The 15522-nt window shown below is 35.6% G+C and carries 17 protein-coding genes; 5 read left to right on the top strand and 12 right to left on the bottom strand.

All coding sequences use genetic code 11. The features are described from left to right. Nucleotides 1-15 precede the first annotated feature (15 nt). From ABF682_RS03390 to ABF682_RS03380, 3 genes are all read right to left on the bottom strand, one after another. Complete coding sequence (locus ABF682_RS03390; protein ID WP_289977969.1) at nt 16-837, bottom strand: adaptor protein MecA; 822 nt, start codon at nt 835-837, stop codon at nt 16-18. A 241-nt stretch (nt 838-1078) separates the two neighbouring features. Beyond that, the gene (spxA, locus tag ABF682_RS03385) at nt 1079-1477 is read right to left on the bottom strand and encodes a transcriptional regulator SpxA (RefSeq protein ID WP_289977966.1); all 399 of its coding nucleotides are present in this window, start codon (nt 1475-1477) and stop codon (nt 1079-1081) included. A gap of 336 nt (nt 1478-1813) precedes the next feature. Next, on the bottom strand, nt 1814-2578 hold the full coding sequence (locus ABF682_RS03380; RefSeq protein WP_415619008.1) for an MBL fold metallo-hydrolase: 765 nt from the start codon (nt 2576-2578) through the stop codon (nt 1814-1816). A gap of 64 nt (nt 2579-2642) precedes the next feature. On the opposite strand from ABF682_RS03380, the gene ABF682_RS03375 reads away from it, so the two are divergent. After that, a complete protein-coding gene (locus ABF682_RS03375) occupies nt 2643-3104 on the top strand; it encodes a hypothetical protein (protein WP_289977958.1) in 462 nt (153 codons plus the stop codon). A gap of 50 nt (nt 3105-3154) precedes the next feature. Further along, the gene (locus ABF682_RS03370; RefSeq protein WP_415619007.1) at nt 3155-3712 is read left to right on the top strand and encodes a M15 family metallopeptidase; all 558 of its coding nucleotides are present in this window, start codon (nt 3155-3157) and stop codon (nt 3710-3712) included. Nucleotides 3713-3981: 269 nt separating this feature from the next. Here the strand turns inward: ABF682_RS03370 and nrdG are convergent, their stop codons facing one another. From nrdG to ABF682_RS03340, 6 genes are all read right to left on the bottom strand, one after another. After that, nucleotides 3982-4572: an anaerobic ribonucleoside-triphosphate reductase activating protein gene (nrdG, locus tag ABF682_RS03365; protein WP_289977955.1), complete on the bottom strand. Its 591-nt coding sequence runs from the start codon at nt 4570-4572 to the stop codon at nt 3982-3984. Next, complete coding sequence (nrdD, locus tag ABF682_RS03360) at nt 4565-6724, bottom strand: anaerobic ribonucleoside-triphosphate reductase (protein WP_415619006.1); 2160 nt, start codon at nt 6722-6724, stop codon at nt 4565-4567. Before nrdD ends, nrdG begins: the two co-directional genes overlap by 8 nt. A 414-nt stretch (nt 6725-7138) precedes the next feature. Beyond that, nucleotides 7139-7606: a tRNA (adenosine(37)-N6)-threonylcarbamoyltransferase complex ATPase subunit type 1 TsaE gene (gene tsaE, locus ABF682_RS03355; RefSeq protein WP_415619005.1), complete on the bottom strand. Its 468-nt coding sequence runs from the start codon at nt 7604-7606 to the stop codon at nt 7139-7141. A 128-nt stretch (nt 7607-7734) separates the two neighbouring features. Further along, nucleotides 7735-7833, bottom strand: a complete 99-nt coding sequence (locus ABF682_RS03350; RefSeq protein ID WP_354669246.1) for a zinc ribbon domain-containing protein — start codon at nt 7831-7833, stop codon at nt 7735-7737. Between the two features lie 41 nt (nt 7834-7874). Next, a complete protein-coding gene (pta, locus tag ABF682_RS03345) occupies nt 7875-8849 on the bottom strand; it encodes a phosphate acetyltransferase (RefSeq protein WP_289977950.1) in 975 nt (324 codons plus the stop codon). 18 nt (nt 8850-8867) lie between these two features. Then, nucleotides 8868-9551, bottom strand: coding sequence for a uracil-DNA glycosylase (locus tag ABF682_RS03340; protein WP_415619004.1), 684 nt, complete (start codon nt 9549-9551; stop codon nt 8868-8870). 161 nt (nt 9552-9712) lie between these two features. On the opposite strand from ABF682_RS03340, the gene ABF682_RS03335 reads away from it, so the two are divergent. Genes ABF682_RS03335 through ABF682_RS03325 form a run of 3 tightly spaced genes read left to right on the top strand, consistent with a single transcriptional unit; the run spans nt 9713 to nt 11726 of the window. Beyond that, nucleotides 9713-10579 carry a Cof-type HAD-IIB family hydrolase gene (locus ABF682_RS03335; RefSeq protein ID WP_289977946.1) on the top strand — a complete coding sequence of 289 codons (867 nt, stop codon included), beginning with the start codon at nt 9713-9715 and terminating at the stop codon, nt 10577-10579. Nucleotides 10580-10611: 32 nt separating this feature from the next. Then, the gene (locus ABF682_RS03330) at nt 10612-11127 is read left to right on the top strand and encodes an LURP-one-related/scramblase family protein (protein WP_289977943.1); all 516 of its coding nucleotides are present in this window, start codon (nt 10612-10614) and stop codon (nt 11125-11127) included. Between the two features lie 20 nt (nt 11128-11147). After that, the gene (locus ABF682_RS03325) at nt 11148-11726 is read left to right on the top strand and encodes a GNAT family N-acetyltransferase (protein ID WP_289977942.1); all 579 of its coding nucleotides are present in this window, start codon (nt 11148-11150) and stop codon (nt 11724-11726) included. Nucleotides 11727-11948: 222 nt separating this feature from the next. On the opposite strand, the gene ABF682_RS03320 is transcribed toward ABF682_RS03325, so the two are convergent. The 3 genes from ABF682_RS03320 to smpB all read right to left on the bottom strand — a co-directional run bounded on the left by ABF682_RS03320 (nt 11949) and on the right by smpB (nt 15504). Continuing rightward, nucleotides 11949-13115 carry a 2-isopropylmalate synthase gene (locus ABF682_RS03320; RefSeq protein ID WP_415619003.1) on the bottom strand — a complete coding sequence of 389 codons (1167 nt, stop codon included), beginning with the start codon at nt 13113-13115 and terminating at the stop codon, nt 11949-11951. Nucleotides 13116-13593: 478 nt separating this feature from the next. Continuing rightward, entirely contained in the window at nt 13594-14709 is a 1116-nt protein-coding gene (locus tag ABF682_RS03315; RefSeq protein WP_415619002.1) for a 3D domain-containing protein, read from the bottom strand. A gap of 327 nt (nt 14710-15036) precedes the next feature. Further along, nucleotides 15037-15504: an SsrA-binding protein SmpB gene (gene smpB, locus ABF682_RS03310; protein ID WP_289977936.1), complete on the bottom strand. Its 468-nt coding sequence runs from the start codon at nt 15502-15504 to the stop codon at nt 15037-15039. Nucleotides 15505-15522: the final 18 nt, after the last annotated feature.

The following is a 15522-nucleotide window of genomic DNA, read 5'->3' as shown; positions in this document are numbered from 1 at the left end:
TTATCTTTCCAAAAATTATTTAAAGTAGTATCTTGTTAACTCAAAAGCAGAAGATGAGAGAATACACTTCCCACGTTCTTCTAAAATATCATGAGATAAACTAACACGCTTACCATATTCAACAGCCAAAGACAAAACATCCTTAATATGGCTGTCACTCATCTGATCTACAAAGAAAATTAAGTCTAAATAGTAGTTGTTATCTAGCAGATATAAACAAGATGCTAAACTTTCACTTTTTAAAAGCTTTGCTAAACTAACAAAATCTTCAAAGTCACTAAATTCAATTACATAATGCTTACGTTGAATATTTTTATCATTCAAATATTCAGAGACTCCATCTCCATCATTCCCCAGATGTTTCTGTCCACTATCTTCGGCTCTATTCTTAATTAATTCATCATGAATCATCTCAGTGATATCCTGGCCTTCACTTCCATCTGGTTCCAAGAAAGTAAAACGAACATCATCTGAAAGCTTCCTTGACTTCTTGCCGTCATCTTTTGGATCTTTCTCATTCTCGACTTCATTGTCATCATCTTTTGAATCATTCTGATCTTCTTGTTCATCATCATATTCATAGTCTTCTAAATCTTTTGGATTTACCTTACTAATAAATAACTCAAGTCCATTCCTATTTGGTAACAGCTGGAATGTCACAGCATCATTTTCACGGAACTCATTATCGATATCAACTTCATCTAAAATACTATAGAAGAAACTCTCTATTTCTTTACGATTACCTAACAAATCGAGCACAGTAATTCCACGTTCGGTCAAATCATCAGTTTCAAGTAGCACCCTAATAGTGTTATCATTGATTTTCTCCATCTCCATCGAGATCACCCACCTTTCCGATAATACCCTCTCGCTTAATGATAACTAAAAAAACAGAATTGTAAAGCACTTTATACTAAAAAACAGGACTAGTGGGATAGAAAGTTACTATAGAAGTCTTGATTCAAGACTTCAGTGATAAAAGGATAGATTGAATGTACTATAAGTGTACAAAAGGACCTTAGCGAAAGCAATTATCTTGCGCCAAGATCCTCAAACAATTGAATAATTTTATTGAATTTTAAAATCCTGCAAGTTCCTGTGCTCTTTTTAATTCTAACGCACGAACCTCACGAGGTAAAAATCTGCGAATTTCGTCTTCATTATAACCCACTTGTAGACGCTTTTCGTCAAGAATAATTGGTCTCCTCAAAAGTCCAGGATTCTCTTGAACCAAAGTAAATAGCTGTTTCAGTGGAATTTCATCCAAGTCAATGTTTAACTTCTGATAAGCCTTTGAACGTTTAGAAATAATTTCTTCTGTCCCATTCTCCGTCATTTGTAGAATTTGTTTAATCTCATTGATATTCAACGGTTCAGAAAAAATATTTCGTTCTTTAAAAGGAATATCATGCTTCCTTAACCATGTGCGTGCCTTGCGACAAGAAGTGCAACTAGGTGATGTGTATAAAGTAACCATATTCTTTCGCTCCTTTACATGAAAAACAATTTACAAATTAATATCGTTCACAATGTTATTATAACACTTGTATCAAAAAATTAACACCTTATTTTTTTAAAAACTTTGCTTATTTTTAAAAAAAATATACATTCTCAATATAGTCGCCTAACCATCAACACTTATACTAAATACCAGTAATTACTCATTTCATAGCAAAATTATTATTCAACAGATTAAAGTTATGATAACAATAAGATATTTAAAAAACAAAATAGAGACGTAAGCCAAAATTATGGCTTTTTAACCTTGTAGGCAAAATATATTTTAGAAATACAGTAAAAAAATTTAACAATTTTAGCTACTTTTTGAATCGTTTCCCACAACATTAACTTTTAAACCAACAGAAGCAGGAAAAACTTTAACACGCTTATTTACAACACTTTGAGCCTCTTCTACCAGTTGATTAGCAGAAATTTTTTGTGGCAAATGTGAGAGCATCAATTTCTTCGAACCTGATTCCAAAGCAAGCCTTGCAGACTCAATAGATGTCATATGCCACTTTTTCCCTTTTTTAGCAGCACTAAAATTTGTATCGGTAATTAACAAATCAGAATCATGTGCAAATGAAATCATCTCTGGAATTTCCGCTGTGTCTGCTGTATAAGTAAGAACTTCCTTTGTTACAACATCTTCAATTCTGACAGCATAGGCAACAACGGGATGTTTAGTTCTTAAAAAAGTTATTCTTAAAGACTTTAAAACTAGCTCTTCAGCAGGATCGTATGCAACTCCAACTGTTGCACCCGGCCAAGTGAGATCAGCAAAGTGCGCTTGATCTTCGGTATGCCCATAAAGTGGCAATCTTTTCCCCTTCACATCTTGATTATTCAACTGCCAATAATATTGTAAAACTCCGACATCCGCGATATGATCGTTGTGATAGTGCGAGAGCAATACCCCGTCAAGCTCTAGCGGATTGAGATACCGCTCTAAGCTCAATAGTGCCCCACTACCGCAATCTAAAAGTAAATTATAGTCATTTGTCTGAATCAAGTAGCTGCTTGTTCCTTTACCTGCATAAGGATAGCCACCATACATCCCTAAAACCGTGACTTTCATTACTAATCATCCTTTCTTTACATTAATTATAACATATTTATTTTACTTACAAGGAGGTACTACAATGCAAAAACTTCATTTAACTTTCGGTTCGTCGTACGTAATTGAAAATATTAAAGCTCAAAATAAGGGGAAAAAGTTCTTTCAGTTTACCGGTGAAAGTAATCCCCAGCAGCACGCTCTAATGACAATCGATTATGAAAAAGAATTCTTTAAATCTAATCTCAATTACTCTATTTTGAATGGTAATCTTGATATAATTAAAGAAACACCTTATTTCTTTAGTCATTTTTCACTAGATGAAAAACAACAAAAAATATATTTAGCTACTTTACAACATGTTCCCGCTGAATCTCTTTCATTCTTATTCTGCCAATCGCTTAACCACGACTTTGATTTCTTAGTTATCTCTTGTTGGGCAACCACTGCTCAATACAAGAATTGGCTAACACAATACAACTTCATTACAACCTCTGACGACTCTTCTACTAGCTCCTACTCTAGAAAAATGCACATTGACTCATAATTCAGTCCTACTTCTCATAATAATTAAATTTAAAAAGGAAGGGATTTCTAATGAATTCAGGCAAACAAGGATTTACAAATATTCAAAAACTAGACCCAGATATCATAGTTGATCTTAAATATGCGACAACTGATAATTTTACTAACCAAATAGTCTATGATTTTACAACCGCAATTGCTCGCACAGGAACTGCACAAAAGTTAGCTATTGCAAGCGAACTAGTCAAGAAGCAGGGGTATTTCTTGAAGGTTTGGGATGCCTATCGCCCAGTTAGTGCACAAAAAAAATTATTTGTTGTTTACCCTGATCCGCATTTCGTGGCTGAACCTAATCCAAATTTTAGTCATCAAAAAGGAGTAACCTTTGATTTAACTTTGGTAGACACAAATAAAAATGAGGTTAAAATGCAGAGCAGCTTTGATGATTTTTCCAAGCGTGCTCATCGTAACTTCAAGCGAAATCTTGAAGAAGAAGGATACTATCAGATTTTAAATAGTGCGATGTTAAAAGCTGGTTTTGTAGGATACTCCGAAGAGTGGTGGGACTATAGAGACTCCGAGATGGATAATTATCAACCATTAGCAGCCAATCCAAACGATTATTCTTAAATTCAATAAAGAATTAGACTTATTTGACAGTTAATCCTTGTTTTAAACGCTAATTCTTGAAATGGATTGTTTGTGTAGTCTGAAGTTGAATCATCAGGGCTGGATCAAAAGTTAATTTCTGATTCCAGTCCTTTGTTATGAGTAATTCGAAGTTAGTCGGAGAATGTTGACTTATGGAACAAGTTTATACGGAATAAACAGGGGCAGGGACAAAAGTTAACTTTTGTCCCTGCCCCCACAAATCATCTCACTTCTTTAAAGAAACCATATTAGCGTAATAACTTGTCCCACAAAACTACCTTTTTACTTTTCAAGCTCTTTTTTACATCAATTATTCTCTGATTAGAGCTGCCTCTAAATTGCAATGTCAAATCCTTTTTTGCAAGTTCAAACCGTCCATCGACTAATATATCAATCAATGATAGCAGTTCTAGCTTATCTTCTGATTCTTGCATCAACTCATCCCACGTATATCCTGTCCAAGACCAGACATCTTTTGTATTACCGTATTCCTCACGAAGTCTTTTAACTAATTTCAAACAAACTTGCGTATTTAAAAATGGTTCCCCACCTAATAAGGTCAGTCCCTGACAATATTCGGCACCAATGTCGGTCATAATCAAGTCCTCTAATTCTTGGGTATAGCGTGTCCCATAGTGGAAATTCTGTGCCACTTTGTTGTAACATCCGGGACACGCAAATTTACAGCCACTTGTGTATATACTGCACCGAACACCCTCACCATCAACAAAATTAAATGCTTTGTAATCAGCAATAAATTCTTGACTTAAATCACTTGCCAGCCATTCTCGTGGTTTCGGGTCTTTGGGCCTACGTTCTTTCTTGATTCTTTCAGCCATTGTATCCCGTCCCATCAAAAAGATTTTTCTCACGTGATGCAATCTCAGTGTGCCTGCCATGAACCATTGGGCGTTGCAGCGGATTACCTAAATATCCGCAAGTCCTCTTTACACAATCACATGTTTTTGGATCATGATTACCACAATCAGGGCATTCAAATCCTCTAGCAGTAGGCTTGAACTCGCCCTCGAAGCCACATTTAAAACAATGATCAATTGGTGTGTTTGTGCCCAAATAACCGACTTTATCATATGCCCAATCCCAAACGGCTTCCAGTGCCTTAGGGTTTTGTCTTAAATTAGGATATTCACAATAATGAATGAACCCACCTGAAGCATACTTTGGATAATCTTCCTCAAATGTTAACTTCTCAAAAGGAGACGGATGCTTTCTTACATCGTAATGAAAACTATTTGTATAGTATTCTTTGTCTGTAATATTCTTGATTTTACCGAATCTCTTAGTATCAAGCACACAAAAGCGATCTGTCAACGATTCACTTGGAGTTGAATAGACACTAAAATGATAATCATATTCATCAGACCATGCCACACAATTCTTCTTTAGCTGACGAACAATCTCAACTGTAAAAGCATGTGCTTCCGTATTGCTTTCCCAATCAGACCCATAAAATGCCGTACCTACTTCATACAATCCAATATATCCCAGAGAAATCGTTGCCCGTCTCTTCTTAAAAAGAGTTGAAACATCCTCTCCTGGTTTGAGTCGCTTGCCAAACGCACCATATTGATAGAGAATTGGTGCATTCTCTGGAATCGCTTGTTCTACCCGTTTTGCTTTAAAGACAAGTGCTTCTTTACAAATTCTCATCTTCTCATTGAAAATCTTCCAAAATAATTTTTTATCACCTCGGGCTTCAATCGCAATTCTAGGAAGGTTGACTGTTACAACCCCTAAATTCATCCTACCAGAATTGACTTCTTTTCCATTTTCATCTTTCCAACCTTGTAAGAAACTGCGGCACCCCATTGGAACCTTAAAGCTTCCAGTTAATTCTTTTATCTTATCGTACATCAAAATATCAGGGTACATCCTCTTAGTAGCACATTCAACAGCTAGTTCCTTGATATCATAGTTAGGATCTTTAGGTTTTAAATTCAAATCCTGCTTCAAAGTAAACACAAGCTTAGGGAAAATTGCAGTCCTTTTCTCTCTCCCTAATCCCTTTATTCTAATCTGCAAAATGGCCTTTTGAATCTCACGTTCAATCCAAGATGTTCCTAGCCCAAACCCAAGTGTTGTAAAAGGCGTCTGCCCTTGTGACGAGAATAATGTATTTATCTCATACTCAAGTCCTTGCATTGCATCATAAATATCTTTTTTAGTCTTTTTCTTTGCAAATTCATGCAGTTTATCATTATCATCAATATAATCCTTAGCATCCACTACGTGCTTCTGAAAATTTATTTTGGCAAATGGTGCCAACAATTCATCGACCCTATCGGCTGAACATCCACCATATTGACTTGAAGCAACATTGGCAATAATTTGGGCCATCTGAGCCGTTGCTGTCTGAATAGAATGAGGACTCTCTACTTCTGCATTTCCAATCTTAAAACCATTGGTAAGCATTTCTTTAAAATCAATCAAGCAACAGTTAGTCATTGGACTCCATGGCGTATAATCCAAGTCATGATAATGGATATCCCCACGTAAATGTGCTTTAGCAATATGCATTGGCATCATTTTCAGACCAAGTGTCTTACCTACCGCGCCAGCAGTCAAATCTCTTTGAGTATTGAAGACATTGCTATCCTTATTTGCATTTTCATGAACCAATTCTGGATCTTTAACTTGCAGCCGCTCTAGTCTACTAGCCGGATTGGTCTGATCCTGCCAATACTCCTCATTTTTTTTGTAGACATTTATGTAGTCGAGGGCTTTAGTCTGGTAACCAGCTTTATTGAGCACACTAATCACAGCACGATGAACCTCATGCGCATCAACTTCAGCCATGCTTCCAATCGATTTTAAAATCTCTTTAATCAATGTTTTTTTCTGCTTCTGCAGACCCATTTCATCAAATACTATTCCAAGCTTGTAGGAAGCAAAATTCATCTTACTACCATCACGCTTAACAAAATATGTTGGCTTTTTCACGTTCTTCTTTTCTTCTACATTTACAGTCACAATGTTTCCTCCCTACGGTTAATTCGATATATATATTGTATCCTCATAGGAGATGTAATACAACAAATAGTGTTATTGAAATGAACGCACACTACATATTGTTTTTTAACTTTGTAATACTTATTATAATCCGAATATGTTGCCATAATAATAAAGTAAGCGCGACCGCTTTAGACTAAATGATGCATGCCTAAGTCAAGTGAAGATTACTATATAAAATTTGAGTGCCACGTACGAAATATAAGAAAAAGACCAGATCAAAATTTATTTGATCTAGCCTGCCATATTCCTTAATCTCAAGCTACTTATTTTTTGCAATATCCAACAAAAAGCTGTATTATTCAGGATTTTATACTTAACCACTACTACACGATTTTCTCTACAAAAAGCATACTGAAAGAAATTGAATCGGCCTTATACGGCTAATTCACCAAATCGGTTAAGCAATTGTTCGTAGTGCGGTCCTCTAGCAATCAACTCAATCTTTCGCCAATCATCATGTTTATCATCTTTTTCTAAATTGATTATCAAGTGATCAGATGGAATATCTTCAGTTACAAATTGCGACCATTCGAGTACACTAACACCATCTTGATTAAAATATTCTTCAAGTCCTAAATCTCCTGCACCAATTCCTTCAAGACGGTACAAGTCCATATGAAATAAGGGTAGACGACCATCGTGATACTCCTTAATTAGATTAAAAGTCGGACTCTTAACATTCTTAGTGATTCCCAAACCAGCAGCTAATCCCTTTGTAAAAGTTGTTTTTCCTGCTCCTAAATCACCATTCAGCAAAATAATATCTCCTGGTATCAAAAGACTACTCAAAAGTCGCGCATATTCACTTGTTTCTCCCACATTCTTAACACTAAGCTCCATATGAATCAATCCTCTTTGTGTCTTTTTTGTGACTTACATCAGCACTAAAGTACCGAGCTTCTAGGAACAAGCATAACTTATCTCATACATTTCAGTATTCGACAGCGGTTTACTCTATTTACTAAGGTTTAGCCCAAACCAAGTTTTAATATATTTTTACTTGCATTTACATCTCTATCTAGCTGCGTATAGCATTGAGGACAAGTCCAAGAGGTTTCTCTATTTATTCCGTATAAACGTGTTTCATAAGTTTTCTTAGTTACCGATCCTATAAAGTTGCCTGCAGTGCGGTAATAATTGCAACCTTGTAAATATCATTTTCATTAGCACCACGTGATAAATCAGATATTGGCTTATTCAAGCCTTGTAAGATTGGACCAACTGCTTCAAAACCACCGAACCTCTGTGCTATTTTATATCCAATATTCCCCGATTGTAATTCCGGAAAGACAAATACATTTGCTTTCCCTGCAACTTCAGAATTTGGTGCCTTCTTTGCTGCAACAGATTCTACAAACGCAGCATCAAATTGTAATTCTCCATCAATCTGCTCACTTGGTGCCAATTCTTTTGCCAATGCAGTTGCCTTCGCTACTTTTGTTACTTCATCAGATTTGGCCGAGCCTTTTGTTGAAAAACTTAACATAGCAACTTTGGGATCAATATCAAAAAGTCTTGCAGTCTGAATGCTTTCGACTGCAATTTCTGCTAATTCCTGTTCATTTGGATTAATGTTAATTGCACAATCGGCAAACAAATATTTCTCGTTCTCTCTTGTCATTACAAAGGCTCCACTTGTTCTTGTAGTTCCAGGTTTAGTCTTAATAATCTGCAAAGCAGGTCTGACTGTATCACCGGTTGGATGAACAGCACCTGAAACAAGTCCGTCGGCTACTCCCATGTATACAAGCATCGTTCCAAAGTAATTAACATCTTTCAGCATTTTTCTTGCTTGTTCTGGTGTGTTCTTTCCTTTTCGCCTGTCAACAAAAGCTGCAATCATCTCTTCAAATTTGTCACTTGGGTAAGAGGTCACATCTATTACAGATATTCCAGCGGGCAGCCTGCTGACACCAGCTAATTCCTTCACTTCATTTTCGTTGCCAAGAATCACACTGCTAATCAACTTATCTTCAGCTAATCTAACTACGGCCTTAACTACCCGAACATCATTTCCCTCAGGAAAAACTATTTTTTTATTCTTACCCTTAATCTTCTCAACTAAACTTTCAAATAATTCCATAATTAACCCTCCACTTTACTAATTTATTTTTTCTGGCAACTGCCAATCAATTGGTTTCTCTCCCATAGCAACAAGTGCCGCATTGGTTTTCGAGAATGGTTTTGATCCAAAGAAACCGCGGTGTGCTGAAAAAGGACTCGGATGTGCTGAAGTTAAAATGACATTCTTCTTCCGATCAATTAACTCAATCTTGTCCTGTGCAGCTTTTCCCCAAAGTATAAAAATAACAGGCTGCTGTCTTTCTGATAAGCCCTGAATTGCCTTATCGGTTAATAATTCCCATCCCTTGCCCCGATGAGAAAATGCTTGCCCCTCTCTTACAGTCAAGACCGTATTCAACAACAATACTCCCTGCCTAGCCCATTTCTCAAGATAGCCATGATTAACCGGCCTAATTCCCAAATCACTCTCAAGTTCTTTATAAATATTCTGGAGAGACGGTGGAATCTTAACACCCGGTAAGACTGAAAAGCTACAACCATGTGCTTGATTAGGTCCATGATACGGGTCTTGTCCTAATATACAGACTTTGACTTGTGAAAACGGAGTCCACTCAAATGCTTGAAAAATATGATACATATCTGGATGAATCTCTTGGTTTGCATATTCTGTCTTTAAGAAACTATGTAAATTCAAATAATAGTTCTTTTCAAATTCAGGTCCTAAAATCTCCTGCCAGTCATTATTAATAAGCGTTTTCATTTGCGACACCTCGGATTTATTTTATCATATTTGCCCTCAAAAATATTGCCTTTCATTAATTTTTTATTGATTATATTTTTTGAAGGATTAACTCACTAAAAAAAAATCACTATTCATGGTAAAATGTTCATAAAGTCGAATTAATAATGGGGGAAAAAAGTATGATACAAATTATTGCTTCTGATATGGATGGAACTCTACTAAATGATCACATGGTTATTTCAAAAAGAAATGCTGCTGCAATCAAAGCTGCACAAAAAGCTGGTGTCCATTTCGTTGTTTCTTCAGGACGCGGGTATACAGAGATTAAACCTTTAATTGAAGAAGCGGGATTTAATTGCCCTATGATTACATTAAATGGCGCTCAGGTGTTCGATGAAACCGGCAATCTTCTGAGCTCTGCTGCGATTAATGATACGCTTGCAAGCAAAGTTTTACATCTATTGAAGAAAAAAGGCTTATATTTTGAAATCGTTACATCAGCTGGTATTTACTCTGACAGCAAAACAAATCGGATTGAGAATTTTGCTGAATTATTAACACGAGTCAGCCCCGAAACACCATACAAACTAGCCGTTTCTATGGCTGCTGCACGTTTTGAATTAATGAATGTCAATTACACTGATGATTATTTGAAAATTATTGACGACCCTTCATTAAAAGTCTATAAATTCGTCACGTTCAGTAATGAAGGACCAAAAAAACTAGATCCAATCAGAAAAGAATTAAAACAATTCGATTCACTGGTTGTTACCTCATCCTCAAGTTCTAATATTGAAATCAATCATGTCAATGCACAAAAAGGTGCAGCCCTTCAAGCATTTGCAGATTTGATGAATATCCCTATGGATAACGTGATGGCGATTGGTGATAACAATAATGACATGTCAATGCTAAAAGTTGCAGGAATTAGTTATGCAATGGATAATGCAATCACAGAAGTTAAACAAACTGCTAAGCGCTTGACCAAAAGCAACACTGAAGATGGTGTCGGTATAGCTATTGAAGAAGTCTTAAAGGAAAAATAGATTTTAGACTTGAACTCAAGGGAGGTTTTGAATTGCGTAACTTGTATGCCCATCGACACCGTCTTAGCACTCAAGGTGCAACTAAAATCGTAGATGAAAAATCGAAAGCAATCTACCTTGTTGTCGGCAATTGGGGCAGACATCAAGATGTTCTATCTGTATATGCAATCTCTGGCGAGTTGTTGGCACAAATCAAACAGCATGGATTCGGAATCTTTCCCAAATTTGAACTTTTTCGTAATAATAAAAAGGTTGGCTCTCTCCGGCGGATCAATTTTGGCAACAAGGACCTGATCCTTATAAAAGGATTAAATTGGGTAGTGATGGGTAATCTTATCAACTTTGCTTATAAGATTTATCATAAGCAAACCTTAATAATGTCATTACAGGAAGTTATGCTACCTTCTGGCAAATTCTTAGAATTAGCGATTAACAATGAGATTGATGAACCGGTCTGTTTATCTATTGTTGCAATTCTAGATTATTTTGCCAGTTCATCTCAAAAAAAGCCACATTCTCGTTATCGATTACAAGTCAGATATGATTAAATTCTAAAAGGAGAAGAAGTTTGTTAATTAGAAAAGCCACTAAAGATGATTCAAGTGCAGTTGTTTCTTTATTCAATATTATCATTGATGAAATGGACTTGGATATAGTCAAAACGCTGGACCGTTCCAAACTAGATATCGTCTTCCAAAAATCATTTGAAACACCAGAATTTTTAACCGACTGGGCTCAAACTACAGTTGCAGTCGAAAACGATAAAGTAGTAGGATTTTTATATGGTTATCCCTGCGAAAATGAGAAAAAAGTCAATACACTAATGCATTCCTTCTTACAAGATGCTGGCTTACCTCCTTCAATTGTAATATTTTCTGACCCTGAAACATTTCCTAACGAATGGTACTTAAATTCAATCGCTGTTGATCCCGAGTATCAAGGGCACGGAATTGGAAGTAAATTGCTAGCCGTTACTCCTAATATAGCGGCAAATCAAAATAAGAACAAGATTGGCTTGAATGTAGATTGGGAGAATCCACGAGCAGAAGCCTTATACTATAGTTATGGTTTTAGAAATGCAGGCTTAATAATATTAGGTGACCACAATTACAATCACCTGCAAAAAAGTGTAGGTAAGAATTCATAATCTAATAATCTAAATTTTGATTAGAATTTAAAGCTTCAAACAGAGCAGGAGTGTGACATAAGTGCACTGCCTTAAAAAAGTTGGACGAAGATTTTTGACTTATGGAACACATTTATACAGAAATAAAGGTTGGGTCAAAATTTAACTCTTGGCCCAACCCTCTTTGCTTCTAAAAAAATATATAGACTAGTGTTCATTAGTTTATCTCATTAAAGAGTACTGTCATTTTTTATTCGTAACTGACTGCATTTCGTTCATCATTTGCACTAAATCATCATCAGAAACAATTGATTGATTATCAGCAATTGATTTAAACTTGATAAAAATATCCTTTGTAGTGTTTTTATCTATCTCATACCCCATTTCCTCTAACTTAACAGTCACAGCATGCGAACCAGATAATTTTCCCAGAGGTATTGATGAATGGGCAACTCCTACACTTTGTGGAGTTAAAATCTCATATGTTGCATGATTCTTCAAAAAACCATCTTGATGAATTCCAGATTCATGGGAAAATGCGTTTGCTCCTGTAATAGGTTTATTATTAGGTATTTGCATATTAGATTTTTGACTAACCATTTTAGCAGTTTCAAAAGTTTTATTTAAACAAATATTTGTCGCTGCCTGATAGAAATCACCACGCACCATCAGCATAGTAGCAACCTCTTCAAGTGCAGTATTTCCAGCACGTTCTCCTATACCATTGACTGTTCCTTCTATCCTAGTTGCACCATGACGAATCGCAGACAATGCATTTGCTGTGGCCATTCCCAAATCATTATGGCAATGCACTGAGAATGTTACTTCATCAAATTCAGGAATATTATCCTTTAAATAATCGAATAATTCACCAATTTCTTCAGGATTAGTGTACCCAGTAGTATCAGGAATATTAATCACATCAGCTCCCGCAAAAATTGCGGTACGAATTGCTCTGACCAAAAAATCCCATTCAGTTCTAGTTGCATCTTCCGGAGAAAACTCAACATGTGTAAATTTTTGATGAGCATAACTAACGCAATCATTGATGGTTTCAATTACTTCCTCTTTAGTCATATGTAACTTTGCTTCACGATGAATTGGACTTGTGGCAATAAATACATGAATCTGACCATTCGGAGTGTCACCTAAGGCATCAATCACAGCATCAATATCCTTTTTTACACAACGTGCAAGACCAGTTACCTTACAATTAGTTATTTCTTGCCCAATTTTTCTAACCGATTTGAAATCATTCTTTGAAGCAACAGGAAATCCTGCTTCAATTACATCTACACCCCAGCTAACTAATTGTTTAGCTATGCTTATTTTGTCCTCAATGGAAAAATTGACACCGATTGTCTGTTCACCATCACGTAAAGTTGTATCAAAAAATTGTATTTTTTTCATATCTTATAACCTCCTAATTTATTAAGAAAATTTGTAAATAAAAAACGCCCTATTCATTAAGAATAGGGTGTTCATTTACTGCTCAAGCCCCATTCTAACTACAAATAGGACTCGACATATTGTCGGAGTCCTCCATCATAGTAGTAGGGCAAATTCAATTACATAACTATTTGATTGAATATACATACAAAGGACTCTCCTTTCATTTATTAGTTATATCTTAGACTATTTTAATCAACAGGTCAACAATTATTTATATTTTAATTTTCAAAGAATTAATTTATGCTGTTTAGCAAATCTTTTTTCCTACCCAATCTTTATCCTAATTAAGAGATAGCTTGTAAAATACACCATAAATCAACAAAGAAGACTAATCAAAAAATAAATTTTGAATCGTCTTCTCCCTGTATTTAATCAAGATTGTATTTCTATCAAATTTATCTAGAAATGACAAGATTATTAAATTATTATGTTAGCCTTAACTTAATATCTTAACTGTAACCGTTTTTCTTCCCCAGCTTTGAGCTTGTCCAACAGTTGAAAAGTGTACGTCAATAATATTTCCCTTAATCGCACCACCTGTGTCTCCTGCCACGGTGACACCATATCCAGAAACCCAAACAATACTTCCTAGTGGAATAACACTAGGATCTACAGCTATACAACTTGGATACTGACTTAAATTAATTCCTGTTGCACTATAAGAACTCAAACCGCTTTGTGCAACTGAATAACCAGTTGATTGCATAACAAGTGTCTTTGAGCTGCTACTTGTCGTTGTCGTTGTTGCTATATTAGTAGTTGTTGTTGAACTAGTCGAACTAGCACTAGATGCTGTTGAACTCTGACTAGAAGAGGCAACTGCTGCTGAAGAACTTGATGCAGACTCCTCTGAACTACTGCTTGCCTGTTGTGCTGATTGTGAACTTGCACTGGCCTCAGCTGCTGCTTCCTTTGCCCATGAAACCTTGTTAGCAAGAGTTGCTATTGTTGCTTGGTTATTTTTAACCAGTTGCTTCAAAGAATTCAATGAAGCATTCATCTGATCTTTTTTCAAAGCTAAGTCTTTTGCTTGTGTATCAAGACTTGCTTGATATGTTAACAATTGTTTACGATCATTTGAAATTGTATTCACACTTTGTTTAACAGCATCCAAACTATCATTATAAACAGACTGTAAGCGTGTCAATGCTATCACATTTCCTAACCATTGAGATAGATCACTAGAATTCTCCAAGACTTGAAGCGTAGCATTTGTACCTTCCCTTAATTGGAGTTCCCTTAATCTGGATTTAGCATCAGCAATCCGCTTTTGCTTTTCTTCTTTTGCCGCTGTGAGTTTTTGCTTAACCGCTGCAATATTAGAAGAAGTATCCTTTTTCTTTTCATTTAACTGCTGAATTTCTTGATACACCTGATTAACAGCAGTAATCTTCTTAGATAATTGATCATTGTTAGTATTTAATGTTTTTTGAGCACTACTCTGCTGTCCCTGTAAATTATCGACAGTATCAGCAGAAACCCCACTTGTCATGGTCGTCATTGCAAGTGCTATTAATATGATGTACTTTGTGCCGACCCCAATTATTTTCATAAGAATTAACCCCTTTACCATTGAATATTATATGCAATTCGCTAATTTCATTGGTTGCAGACATCTTACAAAATATTACTTATTTGTTTCATTATTACTTTTTTCTTAAGAATTGTAATAAAAAGAACACGATAACCTGACTACACATGATATAAGTGTAAAAAAATTAATTTTAAATAAATAGAGGAACTGGGTTAAAAGTTAATTTTTAACCCAGTTCCTCTATTTATTCCGGATAAACGTGTTTCATAAATCAAAAATACATGCTATTCAACTAGACTATTAATAATGTTTTAATTGAATGCAAACATACATGATTGCCTAGTCTCAGCCATAATTCTTCAAAGTCCGTTGTATTTGACGCTCTTGATCCTTACGCTTAATGGTTTCTCTCTTATCATAGTCATTTTTACCTTTACCAACGCCCAATAAAACTTTTGCAAATCCACTTTTAATATACACTTTCAAGGGTACCAAAGTTACTCCCTTGTCTGAAGTCATTTTACCTAAATCAGTTATCTGCTTTTTGTGAAGTAATAACTTGCGGTTTCTAAGTGGATCATGGTTAAATTGATTGCCTTGTTCATATGGGGAAATATGAATATTCATCAACCAAACTTCTCCGTTACGAACTTGTGCAAACCCATCTTTAAGATTTATTCGTCGTGCACGGACTGATTTAATTTCTGTCCCAGTTAAAACAATCCCTGCCTCAATCGTATCAATTATTGCGTAATCATGACTTGCCTTTTTATTTTGAGCCAGTGGAGGATTCTCATGTCTCTTCTTTACCATTACGAACACCTCCTAACT

The sequence above is a fragment of the Liquorilactobacillus sp. genome (assembly GCF_047719775.1).
In the GTDB taxonomy this organism is placed as follows: Bacteria; Bacillota; Bacilli; order Lactobacillales; family Lactobacillaceae; genus Liquorilactobacillus.
The sequence above is the reverse complement of the archived record's forward strand: the minus strand, read 5'-3'. Positions and strand labels throughout refer to the sequence as shown.